General features: G+C 56.9%; 16 protein-coding genes. 2 read left to right on the top strand and 14 right to left on the bottom strand.

The features are described from left to right. Window positions 1-152: 152 nt before the first annotated feature. From LAO76_17610 to tldD, 14 genes are all read right to left on the bottom strand, one after another. Window positions 153-902, bottom strand: a complete 750-nt coding sequence (locus LAO76_17610; protein ID MBZ5492743.1) for a hypothetical protein — start codon at window positions 900-902, stop codon at window positions 153-155. A 673-nt stretch (window positions 903-1,575) separates the two neighbouring features. Continuing rightward, complete coding sequence (locus LAO76_17605) at window positions 1,576-2,643, bottom strand: ATP-binding protein (protein ID MBZ5492742.1); 1,068 nt, start codon at window positions 2,641-2,643, stop codon at window positions 1,576-1,578. Between the two features lie 4 nt (window positions 2,644-2,647). Continuing rightward, entirely contained in the window at window positions 2,648-3,727 is a 1,080-nt protein-coding gene (locus tag LAO76_17600; GenBank protein ID MBZ5492741.1) for a hypothetical protein, read from the bottom strand. 112 nt (window positions 3,728-3,839) lie between these two features. Next, window positions 3,840-5,090: a hypothetical protein gene (locus LAO76_17595; protein ID MBZ5492740.1), complete on the bottom strand. Its 1,251-nt coding sequence runs from the start codon at window positions 5,088-5,090 to the stop codon at window positions 3,840-3,842. Window positions 5,091-5,487: 397 nt separating this feature from the next. Continuing rightward, the gene (locus tag LAO76_17590) at window positions 5,488-8,646 is read right to left on the bottom strand and encodes a CusA/CzcA family heavy metal efflux RND transporter (GenBank protein MBZ5492739.1); all 3,159 of its coding nucleotides are present in this window, start codon (window positions 8,644-8,646) and stop codon (window positions 5,488-5,490) included. 2 nt (window positions 8,647-8,648) lie between these two features. Next, complete coding sequence (locus tag LAO76_17585) at window positions 8,649-10,211, bottom strand: efflux RND transporter periplasmic adaptor subunit (GenBank protein MBZ5492738.1); 1,563 nt, start codon at window positions 10,209-10,211, stop codon at window positions 8,649-8,651. Further along, entirely contained in the window at window positions 10,208-11,461 is a 1,254-nt protein-coding gene (locus tag LAO76_17580; GenBank protein MBZ5492737.1) for a TolC family protein, read from the bottom strand. Before LAO76_17580 ends, LAO76_17585 begins: the two co-directional genes overlap by 4 nt. A gap of 79 nt (window positions 11,462-11,540) precedes the next feature. Continuing rightward, complete coding sequence (locus LAO76_17575) at window positions 11,541-11,816, bottom strand: hypothetical protein (protein ID MBZ5492736.1); 276 nt, start codon at window positions 11,814-11,816, stop codon at window positions 11,541-11,543. Window positions 11,817-12,102: 286 nt separating this feature from the next. Then, complete coding sequence (locus LAO76_17570) at window positions 12,103-13,782, bottom strand: hypothetical protein (GenBank protein ID MBZ5492735.1); 1,680 nt, start codon at window positions 13,780-13,782, stop codon at window positions 12,103-12,105. 502 nt (window positions 13,783-14,284) lie between these two features. Continuing rightward, window positions 14,285-14,437, bottom strand: a complete 153-nt coding sequence (locus LAO76_17565; GenBank protein ID MBZ5492734.1) for a hypothetical protein — start codon at window positions 14,435-14,437, stop codon at window positions 14,285-14,287. 159 nt (window positions 14,438-14,596) lie between these two features. Further along, window positions 14,597-15,544 (bottom strand): selenide, water dikinase SelD, encoded by a 948-nt coding sequence (gene selD / locus LAO76_17560; protein MBZ5492733.1) that lies wholly within the window; start codon window positions 15,542-15,544, stop codon window positions 14,597-14,599. 323 nt (window positions 15,545-15,867) lie between these two features. After that, a complete protein-coding gene (locus tag LAO76_17555; protein MBZ5492732.1) occupies window positions 15,868-16,383 on the bottom strand; it encodes a DUF2393 domain-containing protein in 516 nt (171 codons plus the stop codon). A 15-nt stretch (window positions 16,384-16,398) separates the two neighbouring features. Then, window positions 16,399-17,781 (bottom strand): TldD/PmbA family protein, encoded by a 1,383-nt coding sequence (locus tag LAO76_17550; protein MBZ5492731.1) that lies wholly within the window; start codon window positions 17,779-17,781, stop codon window positions 16,399-16,401. Beyond that, on the bottom strand, window positions 17,781-19,211 hold the full coding sequence (gene tldD, locus LAO76_17545) for a metalloprotease TldD (protein MBZ5492730.1): 1,431 nt from the start codon (window positions 19,209-19,211) through the stop codon (window positions 17,781-17,783). The genes LAO76_17550 and tldD overlap by 1 nt, the downstream gene beginning before the upstream one ends. Before the next feature lie 219 nt (window positions 19,212-19,430). Here tldD and LAO76_17540 point away from each other — a divergent pair, with 219 nt between their 5' ends. After that, the gene (locus LAO76_17540) at window positions 19,431-19,616 is read left to right on the top strand and encodes a hypothetical protein (GenBank protein ID MBZ5492729.1); all 186 of its coding nucleotides are present in this window, start codon (window positions 19,431-19,433) and stop codon (window positions 19,614-19,616) included. 84 nt (window positions 19,617-19,700) lie between these two features. Next, window positions 19,701-21,719, top strand: coding sequence for an amidohydrolase family protein (locus tag LAO76_17535; protein MBZ5492728.1), 2,019 nt, complete (start codon window positions 19,701-19,703; stop codon window positions 21,717-21,719). Window positions 21,720-21,747: the final 28 nt, after the last annotated feature.

The raw sequence follows: 21,747 nt of genomic DNA, 5'->3' as shown, positions 1-21,747 counted from the left end.
CAAATCCAAAGCTTACCGCTGATAACACTGATAACGCTGATTTGCACGGATCAAAAAGCTCAAATCGGACCACTTTTGACTTTATTAAATCCGTTTGACTGTTGATTCTTGCTCTTTCTCAACGTCTCCGCGCCTCCGCGGTGAGATTTCGATTACAAATTGCTGAAAGTCTCCGGCTTCTTCTTGGCTGGCGGCGGGGTCTTCTTTTCCGGGATGGTGTCATCCACAATGATCTTCTTCACGCCGCCATCATCGACCACCTGCGTTGCAGGAGCAGCGGCCTTCTGCGAGCGCGACTGCGTGCGCTGCTGAGCTGTTTGTCGCGGCTGAGCGGGCGTCGCGGAAAGCGCGGCGTAAGGCGCTTTGCCGTGATTTTCCCACTGCGCTGAGGCTTCCTGGATATAGCTTGAAAGCGAGCGGCGGACCTTCGCTAAGGCCGTGTAATCTTCCACCAGCGGCGCGGCTTCACTCTTTTTGCCGGCGGCCTCGCTGGCGTTGATGAGCGAATCCACGGCCTCGCAAACCAGGCTTACATCGTCATAGAGCTTGAACGTGGTGGACATGCTTCCGCGCGAGCTCTGCACGTTATGGATCAGCTCCGGCAGCGCGTAGCGCAGGTTGCGCTGTAATGAAGTTGCCGCCTGCTGCGCTTCCGCCTGGTGTGAATTGCCCTTCATAAAGCCCGGCTTCCACCCGGATTTCCAGCTCTCCACGCGCATGTTGGCAATGTCATTCTGGGTGGCCTGTGATACGCGGTCCAGGCTGATCAGCGCCGAGTTCAGGTCCATGCGGCCGGAGTCGGCGCCGCGCGCCTGCGCAGACAGGTTGTAACCCAGGGCAAACATCATTACCAAAATGGCTGCGGCGGAAATCAAGACTTTGGCGGCCAGGCGGTTCTTCATTCTAAAAATTCTCCCTCGCGATAGAGCACTGGTTCAAAACAAAACGTTCAATAACACAACGCTCAATCATGTCCGATGCTCAAGTAACCCCAAGAATAGCGTTACTTTAGGCGAATCAGCGCATTACAAAGGGTCAGGGAACCATCGGGGTGAGTGTTGGGACGTTCGGGGGTGACGTTGCTCACGTGGCACAGTCCGGGGTTCCCGGCAAGCCCGATTTTGGCTTGCTGGGGTGGAGGCGCCCTCGGCTGTGGCTTTTCCGATCAGTGTAATCAGTGTTAATCAGCGGTGAGATTTTGCTTTTTCTCTGTGTTCCTTTGTGTCCTCTGTGGTAGAGATTTTGGGGTTTTCCTAGAGTTGCGCGATTTCATGGGGATCATGGGTATACCCCTACCCCTCCCCTCGTCCCCATTTCTAAAGGACTTAGGGGTTTCCTCCCCATGTGTCCCCATTCAGTCGATGTTGAAGACAAAAGGGTTACGTCATTCCTCCCCATTTCCTCCCCATAATGGGTTTTAGGGCCTTTGGCCAATTGCCAGTTGCTAACTGCTAGCTGATCAATTTTCAAAGAGCTTTCTTGCGACTTTCACACCCTGAGGCGCTGCCTGACTATAGCTATTTTCTTCGCCCATATCAATGGCGAATTAGTACCGTACATCCGTGTGCCAAAATCTCACAAAAAGGACGCGAGTTGGTAGTCCTTGCGCGCTGCTTCATCAACGGCATTGATGGCCTGAGCGAGGTACTCGAAGCGTGTCAGGAACTCATCAAGTGTCATGGGGTATTCATCATTGAGGTTAGCGGTAGGAAAGTATTCCCGGAACTTGTCGTCAACAAGTCCGTTCTGGTGGGCATAGAGGTGTCGAATCTGTAAAATTCTTTCGATCTCTTCCTGCCGCGCGTCGAACACGCCGAGTGACTTTATTTGTTTGTTGTCCGCTATAAATCCTTTGACGCTCCCGCGTTGCAGCTTCTTGAGCTTGCTCTTGGCGTGTCGGCTGATGAACTCTTGCATGTCGGAGCAGTCAAGAACTTCTTTTACTGTCACTTGTGCGTTTGATTTGAGTGTCTCCGGCTTCGCGAGGTAAATCTCGTAGAGCAGGTCTGAGATGAAGATTTCGAACGTATCGGCGCAGGATGAGAAGAGGATACGCATAAGCATCTTGCCTTCAGGGTTATCAGTCGGGATGTCGGACCCTTTTGGATACAGGAGGTTGCCGAGATCGTCAAGAATGCGAAGTACGCTTTCGTAATGGTCGAGCAGCTTCGCTCTAGCGGCAGTGCAGGATTTGCGATCCTTCTCCAATTCCTTCGACAGGCGGGCAATGCCGGCTTCGCGGATAGCTTTAACAGGGCTTACTTGCTTGAGCGTTGTCCGTTCGCCAATCCTGACATAGGTCTTTCCGCCAAGCGAGACTGGTACGTCAGACTTCTTCACATTGATGACAAACAGGCGCTTGCCTTGATGGGCCACATAGTCATACGCCACCGTGGGAGGTGGTGAGAGGAGATCGATTGCTTTACGAGTAATTTGTACAGCGCGGAATTCATCGCTGAGGCCGTTGATGCGTATTTCCTTGCCATCTTCGACGACGCCGAGGACGATGCCTCCGCCGCCAGAATTCGCAAAAGAACAGATCAGTTGCGCAACGGTCGCGGCGGGCGGCAGAACCGCCTTGTATTCCAGTTGCTCGGATTCGGGCTGCCCGATGCTGTCCAAGATGTCTTGAGCGATGTCCATAGAGTTATATCGGGAATCGTCGGATGCCCGTCTTCTTCAGGATATGGCCGAACGTGATCCGCCGGACGTCCGTGCCCGTATCTACCCAGAGTTCGTGGTCTTCAAAGTCAAGCACGTCTCGTTCGGACTGGTAGTAGATGATCACAGTGCCATCGTACGCGGGCCGAACGACAATATTCACATCTCGGCCATCATGCTTGACTCCCGCGAGGACGGTGATGGCCGTCTCATCCATCTCGGAGAGGTCGTACTCTGGGAGAGTTAATAAGTGGGCCTTCACGCGGGCTTTGGCCTTCCTAATCAACGATTGCGCATACACGAACATGTCGGTCGTGGGTGTGGATTGGTGAGAGAACAGAGCAGCCAGATTCTCGTCTTCGAGCGCTTTCGTCCACTCTTCTACAGAAGTAATTCCCAAGCTTGCGATGATCTGTTGCGTTACAGGCAAGAGCTTCGGGGTCGTAGCATACTGCTCGATGACAGCCCGGAGTTCAGTAACATTCTTCACGTTGTATTCGGTGAGGAGCTCATTCAACTCCTCGGCGCGCTCAATGTTATTTTGGATTTCCTCATCGTCATAGAGTAGGTGCTTTTGGTCGTAGAGTATAGGAAAGAGCTTCCTTGCGTGGGACGTGTTTTCGCGGAACCACCGCAGCAGCTTGGTAAGTGCCGGGCGCAATCGTTTGGTAGCAGCCCTATCGTTGAGGTTTTTCTCGATAGTTGCGGTGATTTCCTTGACCACGAACGCGCCGTCCTTTTTGGACAGATCATCAAGGTGCGTCGTGATCTCTGTATCCAGCAGCTGATCGCGTAGGTCGGTCCCCAATAGTGCGAGGACTTCCATGAGCATGGGGTCTATGTCGCCTGCGTCGCGGGAGAGCTCGGCTTTTCGCTTGAATGTTCCGTTCTGGTTCGGAAAGATGCGACGCTTGGTGATCACTGCCTGGAAGGACGCCTCCTCGAGTTTCAATGTGTCGTAGAACTCCATCAGCCATTCGTGTACGTCCTTTTGCTGGAGTTCGGATGCCAGCTTTTCCGTCGTTCCGTCTTCCTCTATGAATATGGCAACCTGATCGAGCGTCAATTCGTCGCATTCCTGCCAGATGATCTCATGCCAGACTTCGATGTCTGATTGCGCTGGGAGCTGTCCGGGAATCCATGTCTTGCAGCAGAGCCAAATGGCACGTCGGATTTTGTCATTTGCACCCGTCGGAAACCAGATGTTGTTCGTACCGCCAGGCGTATGGATGGAAGCCAGCGTGCCCGCGGCCGTCCGCACGATCTTCGTACGCAGGAGCGTGTCCCGTATCGGCTTGAGGATCGCGGTCCTGTACCACTGCTGATCGAGCCGCGCGAGCTCCGCGGGAACCGGCTTTACCGCAGCGAGGAAATGAAGATTTTGCCAGTCGTTGTCCGACGCGTATTCGAGCAGCGAGAGGTAGAGCCCGAGCGCCTGCTCGATAATTCGTTTGTTGTGGTCGATCTGAGAAATGGAGCGCTCCGTTCTGGTGAGGAATACGCCGTCCCGTGGTTCGGTCGGATTGAATGTCGGATTGTTGATGATCACCGGGAACGGGAACGCCTCGCCTGCCTAGCAGCGGAAAATCGCAGAATAGTCGGGGCACGTCTGGGCCGAGCGGGAGGATGAGCACACCGTTGCTCGTCTGCTTAACCGGTAAGGCAATCGTCGTCAGGCCGCTGCTCAATACCGCGATCGAGAAAACTTCAGGATCGGCAAACCCTTCGGGATCCGCGGCGGTCACGGAAAGGATTTGCACCTCGCCGTCTAGCTGTTCGCCGTCAGAATTTTGCAGGTTCAACCTACGGTTCGGGTACTCGATGCTCTCGATCTCCCGCACGAACGAGAGCGTGTAGGGCAGGCATATATCAAGGTCAGCCAAACCAGCGCTTGCTACTTTCCTAGCTGTCTTGTCGGCGAGTTCATAGCGGAAAGCAGTATTGAATTTGCCGGGAACGTATCCTGTGTACTCCGGTTGGTCGTCTAGGTCCAGGATGGAATCTTTCGCGGCTTGTACGGCATCGATGATGTCTTGCAACTCATCGCCGCTGCGATCCAGTGACAGTTTGAACTTCCTCGGGGTGAAGCCTCGTCCCTCCGCAACACCCCTGACAAGAACGCGTTCGGACAAGAGGTGAGTGGTGAGAAATCCCGTGCCGAACTTTCCTGTCGTCGTGGGCCGCCCATCGCTGTCATTCGTCCGGTCCTTCGATGATACCTGCTCGATAAGGAAGCGAATGTTCTCCGGTGAGAACGGCCCACCGTTGTGCTTGAAAGTGACGTGTGCATCCGTTCCTTCTAGGTCGGCTTCGATGCGAACGCGAACCTTTCCGTCGATATTCACGTCCTTGGCGTTCTGGATCAACTCCCAGACCCAACGCCGTTGCGTCGTGGGCGATGCATCTACGCTAGCCCGGAGCTTCGCCATCTCCTCATGAATTTTCGTCGCGATATTACGGCTGTGGGCCTTGTCTTGCGATGCTGAAAATTGCGATTTAAACGACACAAAAACCGAACCTTTCGAATCAAGTTTACTGGAACGTGCCCCCCGAGATACAAAGTTCAGTGGGGTTGTTTTCACGGGAATTTAGGATGAGAAATGAGTTGCCTTCGTTTCCCTACACACCTCTATCAACGGCTTCCCTGGCGGAAGCACTTCGCCGATCTCTACGGCTGGCACACCGGCGCTCCTTAGAGCATCGAGCAGCGCAGCCGTGTCGGCGCGGGCAGCGGAGAGCAGCAACCCGCCAACGGTCTGGGGATCGAAAAGAATGGTCCGGCCTTCTGCCGGGGCGCTCTCGTAACAAAACAAGCGGCGCACCCACTCAAACCCTTGCCAGTTCCTTATTCTCCTGGCGGGATTGTCTCCTGAGCGCGCGCTCCTTGATCATCACAAAAAATACCGGAACCAGAATAAGGACGTGAATGGTCGATGTGATCATGCCGCCGACAATCGGAGCGGCGATGGGCTTCATTACGTCTGAGCCCACGCCGGTTTCCCAGAGGATTGGTACAAGGCTGGCCAGCACCGCGGTGACGGTCATCAGCTTGGGACGCAGGCGCCGGACGGCGCCTTCAATGGCCGCATCCTCAATTGCCTGCTTCGTGATGGGCGCGCTGGAAGCGATGTGCCGTTCCAGCGCCTCATGCAGGTACACCACCATGACCACGCCGGTTTCCACGGCGATCCCGAACAAGGCGATATAGCCCACCCAGACGGCCACGCTGAAGTTGTATCCGAGAATCCATTGCAGCAGCAGACCGCCGGTCATGGCGTAAAGCGTGGGAAAGATCAGCACCAGGGCTTCCACGGCGGAATGGAAGACCATATAGAGCAGCATGAAGATGGCAAAGAAAACAATGGGCAGGATCAGCTTAAGCCGCTCCCGCGCGCGCAGTTCAAACTCATACTCTCCGGACCACTGGTAGGTATAGCCGGCAGGCAATTTGAGCCGCGCGTTGAGCAGGCGCGTGGCGGCGGAGACGAAGCCGCCGTAATCTTTCGTGTTGAGGTCAAGATAAACGTAACCGGTGAGCAGGCCGTCTTCATCGCGGATCATGGCCGGGCCGCGCGAAAACGAGATAGAAGCCAGTTCGCCGATGGGAACCTGCGCGCCGCCCGGGGCGCTGACCAGCACGCGGCGCAGGCTGTCAATATCGCTGCGGAAATCGCGCTGATAGCGGACGTTGATGGGATAGCGCTCACGGCCTTCAACGTTTTCCGCTACGTTTTCACCGCCGATGCCCGAGGTGACCGCGAGCTGTACATCTTCAATGGTCAGGCCATAGCGCGCGGCCGTGGTGCGGTTGACGTCGACATTGATATAGAAGCCCTGGGAGACGCGCTCGGCAAAGACGGCGCGGGCGCGTGAGTCGCCGGCAAGAATTTGCTCGATCTGCGAACCGAGCTGCTGAATGCCTTCCAGGTTTGGTCCCTGGATCTTCAGTCCAACCGGCGTCTTGATGCCGGTAAGCTCCATGTCCAGCCGGTTCTGGATCGGCATGGTCCAGGTATTGGAAAGCCCGGGAAACTGCAGTTTGCCGTCCATCTGCTGGATGAGTTTTTCATAGGTCATGCCGGGGCGCCATTGCTCGCGCGGCTTGAGCACGATGGTGGTGTCATACATATCGAGCGGAGCATTGTCAGTTGGGCTGTCAGAGCGGCCTGCTGCGCCGAAAACAGTCTCCACCTCTGGGAAGCTGCGGATCATGCGGTCCTGCTCCTGCAGCAGCGTGGTGGCCTGCGTGATGCCGATGCCGGGCAGCGCCGTGGGCATATACAGCGCTGAGCCTTCATACAACGGCGGCATGAACTGGCTGCCCAGCTTGAACGCCAGCGGAAAGGTGACGACAAGAAAAATCAGGTTCAGCGCGAGCGTGGTCTTGCGATACTTCAGGCACCAACGCAGCACCGGCAGATAAATCGCCTGCGACACGCGGGCAAATGGGTTCTGGCTTTCCGGGCGCAACCGCCCGCGAATCCACATGACCATCAGGACCGGAACCAGCGTGATGGCCAGGATGGAAGAAAAGCCGACGGCCAGCGTCTTGGTCCAGGCCAGCGGACGAAACATGCGGCCTTCCTGCGCCTCCAACAAGAAGACCGGAAGGAATGACACCACGATGATCAGCAGCGAGAAAAATAGCGCCGGGCCAACCTGCTTTGCGGCCTCGATCAGGATGCGCCGCCGCTCCGGTTCGGGCACTCCGCTGGCGTTGAGCGGATGCTCCGAGAGATGGCGATATCCGTTTTCCACCATCACAATGGCAGCGTCAACCAGAACGCCGATGGCCAGCGCGAGTCCGCCGAGCGACATGATGTTGGATGTGACGTGCAGGTAATACATGGGAATAAACGCCATCAGCACGGCCAGCGGAATGGTGAGAATCGGAATCAGCGCGGAGCGGAAGTGAAACAGGAAGAAGATACAGACCAGGCTGACGATCACCGCTTCTTCAATCAGGTTGAATTGCAACGTTCGGATGGAATCATGGATCAGCCCAGAGCGGTCATATGCCGGCACAACTTCCACTCCGGCGGGCAACGACGGTTTGATCTGTGCGAGCTTGCGCTTGATCCCGTCAATCACCTGGAGCGCGTTCATGCCGTCGCGCATCACGACGATTCCGCCCACGGTTTCACCTTCACCGTTCCACTCGGCCACGCCTTCGCGAGTGTCCGGCCCAAAGGAGACGGTGCCCAGGTCTTTGATCAAGACCGCCGTGCCGTTCTTGCTCATGACAGGAACATTTTCCAAGTCCGCCAGGGAACGCAGATATCCCAGCCCGCGAACCATGTAGCGGGCGCCGTTCAGCTCCAGCACGCGTCCGCCAACTTCATTGGTGCTGGCCTTCACGCGCTCAATCACGGTAGACAGCGGAATGCCGTAAGCCAGCAGCTTGTTGGGATCGACACTGACCTGATACTGCTTGACGAATCCGCCGATGCTGGCGATTTCGGCAACACCCGGAACAGTCGCCAGCTGATAGCGGAGCTGCCATTCCTGGATACTGCGCAAGTCGGCCAGGCTGTGGTTGTGGCTGCGGTCTATAAGCGCATATTCAAACACCCAGCCTGCGCCGGTAGCGTCAGGGCCGATCATGGGACTCACGGCTGCGGGCAGGCGTCCGCGCATTTGCTGTAGATATTCGATTACGCGCGAACGCGCCCAGTAGAGATCGGTGCCATCCTGAAACACGACGAAGACGTAAGAATCGCCCAGCATGGTCTGCGCGCGCACAGCCTTCACACGCGGCGCGGCCAGCAACGTGGAGACGATGGGGTAAGTAACCTGGTCCTCAATCACGCTGGGCGGCTCGCCGGACCAACCGGTATGAATAATCACCTGCACGTCAGAAATGTCCGGCAGTGCGTCAAGCGGAATGTGGCCCATGGCCCAGATGCCCATCAGCGTAAGCAGCACTGCCCCGGTAAAAACCAGGAAACGGTTACGCTCGCACACCTCAATGATTCGGGAGATCATGGCTACATGCCTCCTTCAGCGTTGAGCGTGAAATGGCGCGTGCCGATCACGCGACCATTCTGCTGCGCCGTAAGCGTGACCTGCCACGTTCCGCCGGAGCCAAGTTCGCCTGCGCCTTCATACATGCCTCCGCCTTTGTCGGTGAGATCGATGCTGGTCTTCATGGCAGCCATGCCCATGGCCGGCATGGCAGGCATAAAGAAGGTCACGTTTACTTGCGCGCCGATGATCGGCGAGCCGGCGGCGTCAGTCAGCTTCACCCGAAAAACATTGCTGCCTTTGCGCGGCGGATCAGGCTGCGTGGTCAGTTCAAGCTTTGTCTGCGCGGCTGTGGTCTGGTTCATCGCGGCGGCCGCGCCAGCTCCCGGCGGTGGAGGCACAAACGCTCCGGCGGCGGCCTGCAACTGGCTTTCTGAATCGATCAGGAAGCTGGCTGAGATCACGATGCGCTCTCCGGCTTTGAGTCCTTTGGTGACGATCACTTTGTCGCCCGCCTGTCCCGACGTCTGGACCTCGCGCGGCTGGAACAAGCCGTCGCCCCCGCTGACAAAAACCAGCTGTCGCATCCCGGCATGCAGCACAGCCGATGCGGGAACCACCAGCTGGCGTCCCAGCGGGATTTGCAGCGCGACATTCACATACATGCCCGGCTTGAGTTTGAGTCCGGGGTTCGCCAGAGCAATGCGCACGCGCGCCGTGCGCGTATTCATATCCACCTGCGGCAGAATGTCCCGGACGCGACCGTTGAATGTTTGCCCCGGATAGGCGTCCACCGTGACAGCCGCGGGATCGCCCGGCTTGATCCGGCCCAGGTCGCTTTGAAAGACTTGTGCCGACACCCAGACGCTGGAAAGATCAGCCACTGTATAGAGCTTCGTCTCCGGCTGGACAAACATATTGGGCAGCGCGTTGCGTTCAGTGATGTAACCGGTGACAGGAGAGTTGAAAGTGAGATCGGTGATTACCTTGCCCGTGGATTCAAGTTTCTGGATCTCGCTGGCAGGAACCTCCCATTGTTCCAGCCTCTGTCGCGTGGCTGCGAGCAGGCTCTGCGACCCTGCGGCCACGCCGCTCACGCTGCTGGACTGCACCGCTTCGGCGTTCTTTTTCGCCAGTAGATATTCCTGCTCGGTAGTGACCAGGTCAGGACTATAGATGGTGAACAGCGGCTCGCCTTTGCGAATGAACTGGTAGCTCGCATCGGCGTACACATTGCGGATCCAGCCGGGAAAACGTGTCTGCACAGAAGCAACACGTCGTTCGTCGACCTCAACGTTGCCGGTGGCGCGGACAGCATCGCTCACATTTTGGATTTCCGCCGTGCCCAGCTTCACGCCGATGGACTGCATGCGCTCGGGAGTAAGCTGCACGGGTGATAGTGGGGCATCTGTAACGTTCGCAGCGGGTGAAGGAGCCGGTAAAGAGACGCTCGTTGTGGCTTCCGCGGCAACGCTGCTCTTATCGCCATGTGCGTTGCGCCAATCCAGAACCAGCCAGCCGGCAAGCGCCACAACCACCGCCAGCGCAGCAAAGAATGCGATCTTGTAACCGGATCTGTTGTTCATGGCAGCATTACTCCTGTCAGCGACTCCAGCCGCGCCAGCGCCGACTCATGCTCGCTGAGTTCTTTCTGGTATTGCTCTTCGAAATCGAGCGCATCGCGGAAGGAGGAAAGCAGCGTTTCAAAATCCTGGCGGTTGGCCTGGTAGGCAGCCATTGCCGCGCGAAATGTCGCTTCGGCCTGCGGCATCAGTCCTTCGCGAAAAATCCTGAGCTGCTCGGCGGAAGTTTTGGCCATCACATATTGGTCCTGCACTTCCGCCTGGCGCCGCTGGATCTCTGCATTCAGTTCGGCATTTGCGCTTTGCCGGTTCTCGGCGGCCTCCGCCAGTTCCGCGCGGCGGCGGCCGCGGTTGGGCAGCGTGACCGTAAAGGTCAGCATGTAATAGTCGCGGAACTTGCGGTCAGTATTCTGGTACAGGTATTGCAGCCCAAAGTCGGGCCTAAATTCCTTCCGCGCCAGTTCTGTTTGAAGATCGGCGCGTTGCACCAGCCGCTCGCGCGCGTTGATCTCCGGATTGTTTTGCCGCGCCTGTTGCAACAACTCAGACGCACTCTCAGGAAGCGACCGCTCGCGCAGAGGCTCGGTCACAATGTCCGGCGAATCTTGCGCGCGCGCCAGCAGTTGCTTGATCTGCGCCTGAAGCTGGCCCTGCTCACGATGGTGAAGGTTGATCTCCTGCAGAATGCGCGTGTGCTGCAACTGCGCCTTGAGCACCTCCTGCTGGTTGCCCTGGCCCACGCGATAGCGCGATTCGGCGATTTGCTCCATCTCGCCCAGGAGCTTGTCATCGCGCAGCAGGATTTCGAGCGTGGCTTGCAGGTATGCCAGCTTGAAGTAGGTCATCTTCACCTGCTCCACCACCATGCGGCTGACCGCACCCGACTGTGTGCGCATGGCGTCGGCCTGCGCGCCCGCGACCTGCATTCGCAGAGCGCGCTTGCCCGGCCAGGGCAACTCCTGTGACGCGCCCAGCCCAATGTAGGCAAAATCGCTGTTGGTGTATCCAGCAAAGGGGCGCGGACTGCCCACGCTCAGGTGTTGCAACATGATCTGCGTATCGGGCAATGCACCGGCCTGTTTGGCGGCGTGACCAGCAGCCTGCGCTCCGTGCGTCGCAGCCTGAATCTCAGGATTGTTATGCTGCGCTTCTTCCACCAGCGTGGCCAGCGGGGCCGGAGGCGCTGGCGGCATGGGATCCTGCGCGGCACACGCCGCGCCGGCGAAAAAAAATAACAGATATAACGCTTTCATCTTGACCTCTTCACTCGAATGCAGAAAGAGAGACACGCGTTCGCAAACTTCCGCGGACGCCGGACAGACGAAAGCGAGACTAGATTCTTAGAATGGAGATGGAACCAGGTGGCGACGGGGAATCATTGCAGGGATTGTGCGTACCAGGAAGCCGGTTAGCGGCCATCTCCGGCGCCGAGCAAAGCGAGGCATGCGGTGCCGCCTGAGGCGCGGCTGGAGAGTATTTGCTGCTGGCCTTAAGCGTGCTTCCTTCCACTTGCGGAGTCTTGGTACAGCAGGTGTGAGAGTCTGACATTTGCGAGCCGCCGCACTCATCACTCATCTGCAGGCAGCAGTCCTGCTCTGCTTTGGTCATTTCCTCGCCAGGCAGAGCACATGCTATCAGCGGCGCTGACAGTACCAGCAGAACCAGAAACAAGCAGACGGGTTTGCCGACAGGAACCACATTTCGATTGTAGACGAAAAGGCGGCAGTGGCTGTGAGCCACGTCACAGCAGCGGGCAAATAGCAATTGGCTGCTCGAACGCACTACTTCAAGCTTTTCAAACAACCTCTAACACGGCTGGCCCAAGTTTGCCACGGCAGAAAAATCCGGCCCGAGTTTTGCTCAAGCCGGATGTGAGTTTCGCGTCGTACCCATGCTACTGAACATTCAGCGTGGCGCTCGTCGAGTGACTCAGAGTGCCGCTCACGCCAGTGATGGTTATGGTCCGGGCGCCTCTGCTCGCATTACGGGCCGCCTGCACCGTGAGCGTTGAAGTTCCCGATCCGCTGACGGATGTGGGGCTGAAGGTTCCTGTCACGCGTGAGCCCAATCCGCTAACACTCAGGCTTACCGTGCCGGCGAATCCATTCACTGCGCCGATCGTCACCGTGTAACCTCCCGTATTTCCACGGGTCACGTTGAGACTGGCGGGCGAAACCGAAATAGTAAAGTCCGGTACGCCACCCACTGGATTTACCACCAGGTTGACGTTGGTGGAGTGGCTCAGGGTGCCGCTGGTTCCAGTGATTGTCAGCGTGTAAGTGCCGGCCGGAGTTGTAGTGCTGCTGCTGACTGACAGGGTTGACGAGCCTGAACCGGTCACCGAAGTTGGATTAAAGCTGGCGCTTGCGCCGGTGGGCAGGCCGCTGACGCTGAAAGCAACAGCGCCCGTAAATCCCCCGGATGCAGTGACTGTCGTGGTATATGAAGTGCCTGCGCCCGCTGTAACCGTCTGCGATGCCGGTGTTGCCGCGATGGAGAAATTTGGCCCGGACGGAGGTGGCGGCAGCACGCAATTGTTCGCCGCATTCGAAAATTCCAGCTGGATGGTGTACGCGGTGCCGTTGGCAGTGTATGTTCCTTGCTGGCCGTTGCAGATGTCGCCAATTTCGCCGTTGACCATGTCATACCAGGCCAGCGGAGGCGCAAAGGTGGTTGCAATGCCTACGTCCGCGTCGGTAATCGCTTCCGTTAATTCATGGCTGGTAACTGACGTGTAGTTGCCGAACACGCCGGCGCTGCCGCACCCGCCGGTGGAGCAAAGGCCGCTCTGCATATCCGGCATCACACCGTAAAGAACATTTTTCCCATTGAGCAGGGTTGACGTGGTGCCGTGATAAGCGCAGAAGCCGCCCGCCACGCAGCTTGATGACCCGCCCTGCGTAATGGTCTTTCCCGGTGGGAAGAAGATCATATAAAGGGTGTTCACGTTGCCTGCGGCGTCAAGGATCGGCGCCGGCAGGTGCCCTGCGGTAATCTGGGCCAGAAGTTCAGACTGGATTTGCGCATCGCTGATCGTGGAGCCGTTGTTGCCGGCCGAGGGAACAATCTGAAACAGTCCGTCAAACGTGCCGTTCCCGATCGCCTGATTGGTGCCGCCCGAAACTGGAGTGTTGTATTGGGTCAGCAATGAGGTGTAGCCGCTGTTGGTCCCGGTAAGGTCGCCATAGAACTGGCCCATGGTGGGGCTGGTGGTGCCGGCAACTTGTGCGTTATAAGAGCCGCTTCCGTATAGCACCTGCACCACGTGGACGTTCGAAATCACCGGTCCGCCAAAGTAGCTCAGGTGAGCGCCTGCGGGTGCCGCAAAGCCCACGGCGGCCGCATTGGGATTATTGGGATCGAGCACCGGAACAATGTGCAATCTGGGCCGGGCAGGCACATTTGGCAGCGCCTGTTGGGCTGAAGTTGCCGCTGCCGGCTGTTGCGCTGCTGCATCCGTGCCGACTGTACGATCAACCGGGGCTACCTGCGCCAGGGCAGAGAGGGCGCTGAAAAGCACCAGGGTTGCTACACAAAGAAACATCCACGCGGGGTGACGTGTTCGCTGCACCATTCATGATCTCCTAAGCCGTAATTTTCGAGCGGATAAGGCCGGACCCTGCCATATATGAAGGTATGAAGCCGTGCGCGAGCAAGCAGTGTGTCTGCTGAAGTTTACTACGATCCATGAAGGACAGGAACCAGTCTTTTTCCTACAATAGCGGCGCAATACTGCTGGTCCTTCATTTCGCGGCAGAATCGGCTGCTCTTCAGGATGACAGATTGAGGCGCGACGATTTTCCGCCGCGTAGCTTCTGTGATGGCCGATGATCGGAAAAACCCAAAACTCACAGCCGAGAGCACCTCCACCCCACCAAGCCAAAAGCAGGCTTATCGGGGACCCCGGGGCTGTGCCACACGAGCATCGTTAGTCGTTACACCACCTGAATCAACGGCTTTCCTGGCGGCAGCACTTCACGATCCGCCGCGGGCACGCTGGCACTCTTGAGAGCATCGAGCAGAGCGGCGGCATCAGCGCGGGAACGCAGAGCAGATTTATATTGGCGCGGCGATCTTTATTGTGGCGGACAAAGCGGCGGACAGACTGAACAGCAGTCGAGGGCCGGCGACAGCTTGGCGGCACGGACTGGCTGGTTTACGGCGTGAGTGAGCGGCATAGCCGATCCGAACAGAATAAAGAAGACTACGAGCAGGCGTGTGATTTTCACCTAGTATCTCCTTGCCGCAAGTGGCGGCTAGGGGTTGAGTGTACAGCGTTTCTGGCATGGCTGGCTGCCTCGTTCTCAAGTTGTAGGGTTTACCGAAAAACGAACATTGGTAAAATCAGCCCTGTGAAACTTGAGCGGGTGGCTGACGCCAACGCGAGTTCACACCACCTGAATCAACGGCTTCCCTGGCGGAAGCACTTCGCCAATCTCCACCGCGGGCACGCCAGCGGTCTTTAGAGCATCGAGCAGGGCGGCGGTATCGGCGCGGGCAACGGAGAGCAACAACCCGCCGGCGGTCTGGGGATCGAAAAGAATGGTCCGGATTTCTGCCGGGACGCTCTCACCATAGCTGACCAGGCATTCCGCGAAGTCGCGGTTATTGTTGAGGCCTCCGGGGATGAAGCCGGCGCGCACGCAGTCCATGGCCCCGGCCAGCAGAGGAACGTTGGCGGAGTTGATGCGCACGGAAACGCCGCTGCCTGCGGCCATCTCCCGCGCATGGCCGATGAGGCCGAAGCCGGTAATGTCCGTGGCAGCGTGCACCGTGAACTTGCCGGACGCGGCAACTTCAGCGGCGCGGGCATTCAGCGTGGTCATGGATTGCGTGGCGGAATCAATCCACGCCTGTTTTGCCTCACCGCGCTTGATGGCCGTGGATATCACGCCCGTCCCCAGGCCCTTGGTGAGGATGAGCGCGTCCAGGATCTGCGCGTTGGAGTTGGCCCAGACTCTTTGCGGATCGACCATGCCGGTGACCGAGTAGCCAAACTTGATTTCAGGATCGCGTACGCTGTGACCGCCGATCACGACGCATCCGGCTTCCATCATCTTGGAAAGGCCGCCGGCAAGAATTTGCCCCAGCACGTCGAGATCGCCTTTATCGGGAAAGCAGACGATGGCCAGCGCGGACAAGGGGCGTCCGCCCATGGCGGAAATTTTGTACACTCCGGCGTCGTCGGCTGTGTCAAAGCCAACGAGCACATTGGGATCATTTTGCCGGGCTAATTTCCCAAGCACCGCGTCCAGCGCCGCCGGACTCAGCTTGCTTGCTCAACCCGCAGCTTTTACCTGCTCCGTGAGCCGGATTGTTTTGAGTTCTGCCATCATGGACATTCTAAAGCATGACTGCGGCGACGTTGGCAGTTAGCAGCTAGCAGTTAGCAATTGGCAAAAGCCAAACCTTACCGCTGATGAACGCTGATGACACTGATTAACACGGATCTTTCGGATTGGCGGAATTTGATTTTTAAGCAATGAATCGATCCGTGAAATCGGTGTTCATCCGTGGTAAGGTTTGTCACCCGATGCCAGAGGTTTTCTGATCAGTGTTCTCAGTGAGAATCAGTGGTAAATAGTTCTGAAAATCCGTGAAATCTGCGTTAAGGCTTTGCAGTTGCTTTGGCTAATTACTAATTGCTAATTGCCAACTGCTAGTAAGCAATCGTCACGACTTTCACCGTGGGCACCTGGCCGTCCCAGTCGGTGGTTACGTGCTCCAGCGTAAGGCGGAAATCGCGTGTCTGGCCCGGTGCAAGCGGCGCGCGGTCGATCAATCCGTAATCGACGTAAGGAACATTGGGCAGCAGGACAGTTACAGGGAGCGTATCTTTTTGCGCGATTTCACCCAGAGAATTCTTGAAGATCACCTGCACGCTCGCGCCGGTAACTTTGCGATCGGTGCCGTTGGCAATCTTGCCTTCGATGTAAGTCACCGATCCGCCGGCAAAGTTTTCCGCCGTGGCCATATGCAGTCCGGAAACCTGCAGCTTCGCTAGATTAGGATCGCCGGACGAAGTGTTTGCAGGCTTTCCCGCGCGCGTAAGCAGGACCACGCCAATGATCAGCACCAGCACAAACACTACCCCAGCCACCATCGGAATCCAGTTGCGTTTTTCGCTCTGTTCGGCGGGAGGAGAAAATACCGGCTCGTTTTCGGAATCGCCCATGGCGGAAATTCTAATCTATTCTCCCGCGATGGTCATGCCGTCAATCCGCAGCGTGGGCGCGGCGGTCGAGCCCCGAAATTCCAGGTCATTGCCAATCTCAGAGATGTTATTCAGCATGTCCTTAAGATTCCCGGCAATAGTGACCTCTTCCACCGGATAAGTAAGCTCGCCGTTTTCAATCCACAGGCCGCTCACGCCGCGGGAAAAATCGCCGGTAACCATGTTCACGCCAAAGCCGAGAAACTGGAACACATACAGTCCCTGCTTAATGTTCCCGATAATCTGCTGCGGCGTGCGATCACCTTTTTGCAGATAAAAATTTCCACTGCCGATCCCCGGCGTTGCCGCCAACCCGCGCGAAGCGTTGCCGGTAGTCTTCATCCCCAATTTTTTCGCCGTGTAAGTATTCAGCAGGTAAGACTTGAGCACGCCATTTTCGATGACCACGGTTCGCCGTGTGGGTACGCCTTCGCCGTCAAAAGGTTCAGTGCCGAATCCGCCAGGCATTGTGCCATCGTCAACGACCGTAATGTTGCTGGCCGCTACCTGCTCTCCCAGTTTGCCGGCCAGGAACGACGATTGCCGATAAACCGCCGAGCCATCAACCGCGTCAAAAATGTTATCCAGAATCGATTCCGCAACCATGGGATCAAGCACGATTGGGACCTGCGTGGAAGCAATCTTGCGCGAGCCCAGCCGGCGCAAAGTGCGGCGCGCCGCTTCACGTCCCACGGATTCAGGAGATTCCAGCTTTGCCAGCGTGCGGGCCAACGAGTACCAGGAATCGCGCTGCATGTTGCCGTTTTCATCCTGCGCAATCGGCGCGGCAGAAACAGAGCAATACGACCGGCGAAATTCGCCCACAAAGCCATGCGAGTTGGCCAGCACCTTGTGACCAATGGCAGCATCAAAGGTGCCGCCATCAGAATTTTTCATTCGCGGATCGGCTTCCAGCGCTGCGCGTTCGGCCCGTCGCGCGTAGTCAATGCGCTGCTCAGGCGGAAGAGAATAAACATCGTCGTAATAAAGCTGGAGATCGCCCGGCACAGAGCCAAGCTGGTCCGGCTCCGGAATCCCCGCGTAAATATCTTCAGAAGTTACGCGCGCCAGCTCAAGCGCTCCGTTGATCAGCCGCTGGATTCCGTCTTTAGAGAAGTCACTGGAATAGGTGCTCGCCGTGCGATGTCCAAGAAACGTCCGCAGCCCAATGGCGCGCGATCCTGATTCTTTCAGAGTCTCAACTTCGCCCATGCGCACCACCGTGGAGAACTCCGAGCTTTCCCGGACCACAGCGTCAGCCGCGGTTGCTCCAGCCTTGATGGCGCGTGAGACCACGCTGACCGCCAGATCACGCAGCTCTGCGTCAACTTCAGTGATTGTTTGCGTATTGGTTGCCATTATCTTGCGGTGCCGCCCACGGTCATGCTGTCCAGCTTCAGCGTGGGGATGCCCACGCCCACGGGCACGGACTGTCCATCCTTGCCGCAAGTGCCAACACCTTCGTCAAGCTCAAGATCGTTGCCCACCATTGAGACTTTCGTCAGTGCATCCGGGCCGTTGCCAATCAGCGTGCAGTTTTTCAACGGCGCGGTTACGTGACCGTTCTCAATCATGTAAGCTTCAGACGCGGAAAAGACAAATTTGCCGTTGGTAATGTCCACCTGGCCGCCGCCAAAGTTCACCGCGTAAACGCCGCGCTTTACAGATCGAATAATGTCTTCCGGAGAATCATCGCCCGCCAGCATGTAAGTATTGGTCATGCGCGGCATGGGAATATGCGCGTAACTTTCACGGCGTCCATTGCCGGTGTCTGGCATTCCCATCAGCTTCGCGGAAAGCTTGTCGCTCAGGTAGCCTTTCAGAATTCCTTTTTCGATCAACACGGTGTTCTGCGTCGGCGACCCCTCATCATCCACGTTGATTGATCCGCGTCGCGAAGGCAGCGTGCCGTTATCGACGACTGTGCATTTGTCTGACGCAACTCGCTTGCCCACCATGCCGGAAAAAGCCGATGTCCCTTTGCGATTGAAATCCGCTTCCAGTCCGTGACCAATGGCTTCATGCAGCAGGATTCCCGGCCAGCCCGGTCCCAGCACAACTTCCATCTCACCCGCAGGAGCTTCAACCGCGCCCAACTGAATAATGGCCTGCCGCGCGGCATCCTTCGCAAAGTGCTCTGGGGTCTTGTCGGTCAGGAAGAAATCAATGCCTACACGTCCGCCACCACCGGCTGCGCCTTTGGCGGAATTCTCGCCAGACTTGGCAATCGTGTTCACGGTGAACCGCGCCATCGGCTGTAGATCAGTGGCAAAAGTCCCGTCTGAGCCAATCACCAGGATCTGGCGCATCTCATCAAAATAACCGGCCCGCACTTGCACCACGCGCGGATCATAAGCTCGCGCGGCGCGGTCCGCTCGCATCACCAGCTCCAGCTTCGCTGCAATGTCCGCATCGGCAGAAGGTGAAGCGACGGGATATAGCTGGTGATTCAAATTCTCCTTAAATCCTTCAATAGGACTCTTGGCCGGTCCGCGCGCAATCAGCGCCGCAGTCCGTGCCGCGCGCAGAATTTTTTCCGGGGCAAGATCGTCTGTATAGGCATAGCCCGTGCGCTCGCCGGCCAATACGCGCACACCGCAGCCGGCGGAAATCCCCTGCGATGCGGATTTCACGATCGACTCATCCACGCTGATGGAAGTGGATGTTAGGTATTCAAAGTACAAATCGGCATAATCGCCCCCGGCGGAAAGCGCCTCGCCCAGGTAGCGCTGTAGATCGTTTGGAGTAATGCCAAATTTCTGAAAGAAAAGATTTTGATTTTGTGTCATTGCTCTCTTATTGGATGCCCCGGAAGCCAGAAAAGGACCAGTTCTTAACTCCTATTGTCGCACTTTTCCCCTCTGTCGATAGTAAGAGTAACGGCCCTTGGCAAAAATAGGCGGAAAGTCAAAAATCGCCTGCTTTAAACACAGTTAGTCCCATAATTTAGATACTTAGTTCCCATTTCGGCTCTCGTGATACGATTTTTTGGGGCAGGAGCTGCCTTTATGCCGCAGTCAAAACATTCCCGGCTTCGTAAACTTTTGCGTCGACTGACCGGCTGGCTTCCCCAACGCGCTCGTAAGGAACCTGATCCGCCTCCCGTCGATCCTTACGCCTACGTCACTGCCCCCAAAAAGCCGCGGCCATCCAATCGCAGCGGTGCGGCCGTTGCCGAGCTACCGGAAGACTGATCTGGTACGTCCAACTACTGCCCAATAGTGTGCCGAATTACAATCCTTAGCTGAACCAGGTTTTAGCTGAACTAGGACCTTCTTATGAAAAAATTCCTTCTTCTCTTCCCCATATTTGCTGCCCTCGCTCAATCTCAGACCACTGCGGTTCCGTCATCTGAAGCGGCAAAGTCCGCTCGATACACGTTTATTCTTTCGGGCAACAAAGCCGGGTATGAAAGTTCCACGCGTAATCCTGACGGCAGCCTGCAAGTCCATTTTGAATTCAACGATCGCGGCCGCGGGCCCAACGTCAATGAAAAGATTCGCATCGGCAAAGATGGTATTCCGCTTGAAATTGAAATCACCGGCGTTGACTACCTCAAAGCGCCTGTCGATGAGCGTTTCTCCTTCAAGCAAGGCGTCGCAAGCTGGAAGAACCGGTCTGAAGAAGGACACAAAAGCACAAACGGAAAAGCGTTTTATGCCAGCATTTCCGGCGCCACTGAAGAAACAGGCCTGTTGGCGCAGGTGCTGCTCGCCGCTCCAGGACACAGACTACCTCTGCTTCCTGAAGGCGAGGCCTCCATTGAGAAGCGCGGCGATCTCAAGATCAACGCCAATGGCCAGTCGCGTACCGTCGCTCAATACGCCATCAGCGGCCTTGGGTTCTCTCCCGTCCCACTCTGGCTGGAACAGGACGGAAAGTTTTTCGCTTTTGTCTCCTCCTGGAATTCCGTGATTCCAGAAGGCTGGGAAAGCGCCGCTGCCGATCTGCTTAAAGAGCAGGACAAATTTGACAATGAGCGCTCAAAGAAGCTGGCGCAGACTCTTGCCCACAAACCAACAAGTCCTCTGGTCTTCGTGCACGCCAACCTGTTCGATTCCGAATCAGCACAAATGCTGCCGAATCGCACTGTGGTCATCACGGGCAATAAGATCACTGCTGTCGGCGCTGACGGCCAGGTGCCGCTTCCGAAAAACGCTGAGACCATTGACGCCACCGGCAAAACCCTGATGCCCGGCCTTTGGGATATGCATGTTCACGTCGCACCCGGTGATGGCCTTCTGCACATGGCTTGTGGCGTAACTTCTGTCCGCGACCTGGCCAACGATACTGATTTCCTCATACAGACGCGCAGCCGCTTCGATGCCGGGACAGAAATCGGCCCGCGTATCGTAATGGCCGGATTCATTGATGGTCGCGGCCCCTATCAGGGGCCAACCAAAGTTTTTGCCGATACTGAAGAAGAAGCCAAAGCCGCAATCGATAACTATGCCAAGCTCGGCTATATCCAGATCAAGGTCTATAGCTCGCTCAAGCCTGAGCTCTTGCCCAAAATTGTTGAGATGGCGCATGCCCACGGCATGCGCGTGAGCGGACACGTTCCTTCAGGAATAAATGCGGAGCAGTTCGTGCGTGATGGCGTAGACGAAATTCAGCACATGAATTTCATCTTCCTGAACTTCATGCCACAGCTAAAAGACACTCGCACCCCGGCCCGCTTTACTGAGGTCGCCGCTCACGGCGCTGAGATCGATCCAAAATCAGAGCAGGTACAGGACTTCATTCAGCTTTTGAAAGAGCACAAGATCGTTCTTGATCCCACGCTCAGCATCTTTGAGAGCATGATTGATGATCGTCCCGGCAAAATGGCGCAAGGCTACGCCGCCGTGGCAGATTCCATGCCGGCGCAGGTGCGGCGTGGCTTTCTCTATGGCGGGCTGCCAGTCCCTGCCGGCCAGGACCAGCGCTATCAGGATTCTTTTCAGCGTATGCTCGACATGGCTAAGGCGTTCTATGACTCCGGCGTGCCAATCGTGGCAGGTACTGATTCCCTCGCCGGCTTTGCTCTTCACCGCGAACTTGAGCTTTATGTAAAAGCCGGCATTCCCGCGCCGAAAGTTCTCCAGCTTGCCACTCTTGGGGCTGCACGCGTGGTCAAGCGTGACGGTGAACTCGGCTCCATCGCTCCGGGCAAGCTCGCAGATGTGATTCTCGTCGACGGCGATCCGGCGACCCACATCAGCGATATTCGACGCGTAAAGACCGTGGTGAAAGATGGCATCGTGTTTCAGGTGGCAGATATGGATAAGGCGCTGGGCGTGATCCCGGTCAAATGATTTTGGAAAGAAAATGCTGAAAAGAATT

The organism is Terriglobia bacterium, assembly GCA_020072645.1.
Lineage (GTDB): Bacteria > Acidobacteriota > Terriglobia > Terriglobales > Acidobacteriaceae > Angelobacter.
This window is presented reverse-complemented; position numbering and strand designations above follow the sequence as displayed.

Coding starts and splice junctions, on each gene's coding strand:
- LAO76_17605 (MBZ5492742.1), bottom strand. CDS start 2,643: ATGGACATCGCTCAAGACATCTTGGACAGCATCGGGCAGCCCGAATCC.
- LAO76_17550 (MBZ5492731.1), bottom strand. CDS start 17,781: ATGGCAACCAATACGCAAACAATCACTGAAGTTGACGCAGAGCTGCGT.
- LAO76_17595 (MBZ5492740.1), bottom strand. CDS start 5,090: ATGGCGAAGCTCCGGGCTAGCGTAGATGCATCGCCCACGACGCAACGG.
- LAO76_17570 (MBZ5492735.1), bottom strand. CDS start 13,782: ATGGTGCAGCGAACACGTCACCCCGCGTGGATGTTTCTTTGTGTAGCA.
- LAO76_17575 (MBZ5492736.1), bottom strand. CDS start 11,816: ATGACCAAAGCAGAGCAGGACTGCTGCCTGCAGATGAGTGATGAGTGC.
- LAO76_17535 (MBZ5492728.1), top strand. CDS start 19,701: ATGAAAAAATTCCTTCTTCTCTTCCCCATATTTGCTGCCCTCGCTCAA.
- LAO76_17590 (MBZ5492739.1), bottom strand. CDS start 8,646: ATGATCTCCCGAATCATTGAGGTGTGCGAGCGTAACCGTTTCCTGGTT.
- LAO76_17585 (MBZ5492738.1), bottom strand. CDS start 10,211: ATGAACAACAGATCCGGTTACAAGATCGCATTCTTTGCTGCGCTGGCG.
- LAO76_17540 (MBZ5492729.1), top strand. CDS start 19,431: ATGCCGCAGTCAAAACATTCCCGGCTTCGTAAACTTTTGCGTCGACTG.
- LAO76_17580 (MBZ5492737.1), bottom strand. CDS start 11,461: ATGAAAGCGTTATATCTGTTATTTTTTTTCGCCGGCGCGGCGTGTGCC.
- tldD (MBZ5492730.1), bottom strand. CDS start 19,211: ATGACACAAAATCAAAATCTTTTCTTTCAGAAATTTGGCATTACTCCA.
- LAO76_17610 (MBZ5492743.1), bottom strand. CDS start 902: ATGAAGAACCGCCTGGCCGCCAAAGTCTTGATTTCCGCCGCAGCCATT.
- LAO76_17555 (MBZ5492732.1), bottom strand. CDS start 16,383: ATGGGCGATTCCGAAAACGAGCCGGTATTTTCTCCTCCCGCCGAACAG.